This window comes from Gordonia sp. ABSL11-1 (assembly GCF_030315685.1).
Taxonomy (GTDB): Bacteria; Actinomycetota; Actinomycetes; order Mycobacteriales; family Mycobacteriaceae; genus Gordonia.
The window spans coordinates 1-3,392 of the sequence record NZ_JASXSI010000058.1 but is presented as its reverse complement, the minus strand read 5'-3'; the positions used below and the strand labels follow the sequence as shown (position 1 = coordinate 3,392).

Genomic DNA, 3,392 nt, shown 5'->3' with positions numbered 1-3,392 from the left:
TCAAATTGTGTTCGGCGGTGTCCTACTCTCCCACACTGGTTAGGGTGCAGTACCATTGGCGCTGGAGGGCTTAGCTTCCGGGTTCGGAATGGGACCGGGCGTTTCCCCTCCGCTATGGCCGCCGTAACTTTGTGAAACCCACACACAACGGGTTTGTTTGTACTGTTGTGTGTTGTTTCAGAAGTGTCATAGTGGATGCGAACAGTCTCTACCTGTTCATGGTAAGAGTGTTGTTGGTAAGTCCTCGGCCGATTAGTACCAGTCACCTGAACCTATTACTAGGCGTACAGTTCTGGCCTATCAACCCCATGGTCTGTAGGGGGCCTTAACCACTCGAAGGTGGTGAGAAACCTCATCTTGGAACAGGCTTCCCGCTTAGATGCTTTCAGCGGTTATCCCTTCCGAACGTAGCTAACCAGCAGTGCCCCTGGCGGGACAACTGGCACACCAGAGGTTCGTCCGTCCCGGTCCTCTCGTACTAGGGACAGGTTTCCTCAAGTTTCTGACGCGCGCGGCGGATAGAGACCGAACTGTCTCACGACGTTCTAAACCCAGCTCGCGTGCCGCTTTAATGGGCGAACAGCCCAACCCTTGGGACCTACTCCAGCCCCAGGATGCGACGAGCCGACATCGAGGTGCCAAACCATCCCGTCGATATGGACTCTTGGGGAAGATCAGCCTGTTATCCCCGGGGTACCTTTTATCCGTTGAGCGACACCACTTCCACACGTTGGTGCCGGATCACTAGTCCCGACTTTCGTCCCTGCTCGACATGTACGTCTCACAGTCAAGCTCCCTTGTGCACTTACACTCAACACCTGATTGCCAACCAGGCTGAGGGAACCTTTGGGCGCCTCCGTTACATTTTGGGAGGCAACCGCCCCAGTTAAACTACCCACCAGGCACTGTCCCTGAACCCGATCAGGGTCCGAGGTTAGAAGTCCAATACGATCAGAGTGGTATTTCAACAACGACTCCACCCACACTGGCGTGCGAGTTTCACAGTCTCCCACCTATCCTACACAAACCGAACCGAACACCAATACCAAGCTATAGTGAAGGTCCCGGGGTCTTTTCGTCCTGCCGCGCGTAACGAGCATCTTTACTCGTACTGCAATTTCGCCGAGTCTGTGGTTGAGACAGCAGAGAAGTCGTTACGCCATTCGTGCAGGTCGGAACTTACCCGACAAGGAATTTCGCTACCTTAGGATGGTTATAGTTACCACCGCCGTTTACTGGGGCTTAAATTCTCAGCGTCACACCCCGAAGGGCATTAACCGGTCCTCTTAACCTTCCAGCACCGGGCAGGCGTCAGTCCGTATACATCGTCTTACGACTTCGCACGGACCTGTGTTTTTAGTAAACAGTCGCTTCTCTCTGGTCTCTGCGACCCACACCAGCTCAGACCGTCAAGGCCGTCACCAGGATGGGTCCCCCTTCTCCCGAAGTTACGGGGGCATTTTGCCGAGTTCCTTAACCACAGTTCTCTCGATCGCCTTAGTATTCTCTACCTGACCACCTGTGTTGGTTTGGGGTACGGGCCGTGTACCAACTCGCTAGAGGCTTTTCTCGGCAGCATAGGATCATGGAATTCGCCGCAACGGCTACGCATCACCTCTCAGGCGTCAAGACCGGCGGATTTACCTACCGATCGCCCTACAGGCTTACACCAGTACTACCACTAACTGGCCCCACTACCTTCCTGCGTCACCCCATCGCTTGCCTACTACCAGCCAAGGTCCCATGCAGCCGGCTCACGCCTCCCGAAGGAGATCGATCACCATTTGGATGGTTAGTACAACTGATTCAGCATGGACGCGGATACACGGGTACGGGAATATCAACCCGTTGTCCATCGACTACGCCTGTCGGCCTCGCCTTAGGTCCCGACTCACCCTGGGCGGATTAGCCTGGCCCAGGAACCCTTGGTCATCCGGCGGCAGAGTTTCTCACTCTGCTTTCGCTACTCATGCCTGCATTCTCACTCGCACAGCCTCCACACCTAGATCACTCCGGCGCTTCCAGGGCTGCACGACGCTCCCCTACCCACCCACACACCTGGCCCACAACCCGTAGATCATGGGCGGGCTTATGTGAGTGCCGCGGCTTCGGCGGTGTACTTGAGCCCCGCTACATTGTCGGCGCAGGATCACTTGACCAGTGAGCTATTACGCACTCTTTCAAGGGTGGCTGCTTCTAAGCCAACCTCCTGGTTGTCTTCGCGACCCCACATCCTTTTCCACTTAGTACACGCTTAGGGGCCTTAGCCGGCGATCTGGGCTGTTTCCCTCTCGACTACGAACCTTATCGCCCGCAGTCTCACTGCAGTGCTCTCACTTACCGGCATTCGGAGTTTGGCTGACGTCAGTAACCTAGTAGGGCCCATCGGCCATCCAGTAGCTCTACCTCCAGCAAGAAACACACCACGCTGCACCTAAATGCATTTCGGGGAGAACCAGCTATCACGGAGTTTGATTGGCCTTTCACCCCTACCCACAACTCATCCCCTCCATTTTCAACTGAAGTGGGTTCGGGCCTCCACGACGTCTTACCGACGCTTCACCCTGGCCATGGGTAGATCACTCCGCTTCGGGTCTAGACCCGGCGACTCCACGCCCTATTCAGACTCGCTTTCGCTACGGCTACCCCACACGGGTTAACCTCGCCACCGAGCACTAACTCGCAGGCTCATTCTTCAAAAGGCACGCCATCACCCACAGTCGACCAAACGACTCACAGGCTTTGACGGATTGTAAGCGTCCGGTTTCAGGTACTATTTCACTCCCCTCCCGGGGTACTTTTCACCTTTCCCTCACGGTACTAGTCCGCTATCGGTCACCAGGAAGTATTCAGGCTTACCGGGTGGTCCCGGCAGATTCACAGCAGATTCCACGAGCCCGCTGCTACTTGGGAACACATCACGCAAGACCACAGGTTTTCAGCTACCGGACTCTCACCGACTACGGCAGACCATTCCAGGCCACTTCACCTAACCCATGATTTTCTCACTCACGCCCAGACAGGTAGATCTGAGAAGATGCACCCCACAACCCCACACGCACAACCCCCACCCGGTCTCACATGCGCATGGTTTAGCCTCCTCCGCTTTCGCTCGCCACTACTCACGGAATCACAATTGTTTTCTCTTCCTATGGGTACTGAGATGTTTCACTTCCCCACGTTCCCCCCACACAGGCTATACATTCACCTGGTGGTAACACCACATCACTGGTGCTGGGTTTCCCCATTCGGACACCCTCGGATCACAGCACGGTTGACAACTCCCCGAGGACTATCGCGGCCTCCCACGTCCTTCATCGGCTCCTGGTACCAAGGCATCCACCGAACGCCCTTAAACACTTACAACAACACCTACAAACAACCCCCCATCA

The 3,392-nt window shown here is 55.6% G+C and carries 2 rRNA genes; both read right to left on the bottom strand.

The annotated features are described in order from the left end of the window. Positions 1-9: 9 nt before the first annotated feature. A 5S ribosomal RNA gene (gene rrf, locus QSJ19_RS26320) occupies positions 10-126 on the bottom strand. A 106-nt stretch (positions 127-232) separates the two neighbouring features. Next, a 23S ribosomal RNA gene (locus tag QSJ19_RS26315) occupies positions 233-3,366 on the bottom strand. Positions 3,367-3,392: the final 26 nt, after the last annotated feature.